This is a genomic window from Corallococcus sp. AB049A, assembly GCF_003668885.1.
In the GTDB taxonomy this organism is placed as follows: Bacteria; Myxococcota; Myxococcia; order Myxococcales; family Myxococcaceae; genus Corallococcus; species Corallococcus interemptor.
In genome coordinates, this window is the sequence record NZ_RAWL01001304.1 from 1 (window position 1) to 412 (window position 412).

Annotated in this window: 1 pseudogene; it reads left to right on the forward strand. The window is 46.6% G+C overall.

Annotated elements, in window-relative coordinates:
- A pseudogene (locus D7X55_RS41935) lies at window positions 1-412 on the forward strand (class II glutamine amidotransferase); the annotation flags it as partial.

A 412-nucleotide genomic window follows, 5' to 3' on the forward strand; every position in this document is an offset into this window, starting at 1 on the left:
CCGGTTAATCAAATGCTATACGATGCGCTGACTATGCTGCAGCATCGCGGGCAAGATGCCGCGGGTATTGTGACATGTCAAGATGGCCGTCTGTTTTTGCGTAAAGAAAATGGCATGGTGCGCGATGTGTTCATGACACGTCATATGATGCGTCTTGTCGGTAATCAAGGCATCGGGCATGTACGTTACCCAACAGCTGGTACGTCTAGCAGTGCGGAAGCTCAGCCTTTTTATGTCAATTCGCCGTATGGTATTACCTTGGCGCATAATGGTAATTTGACCAACGCAGAAGAGATTGCCAAAGAACTGTTTATGGAAGATATGCGCCATATAAACACCGATTCTGATTCAGAAGTTTTGCTCAATGTGCTAGCGCATGAAATGCAAAAACTCGGTATCCAGCATCCAAGTC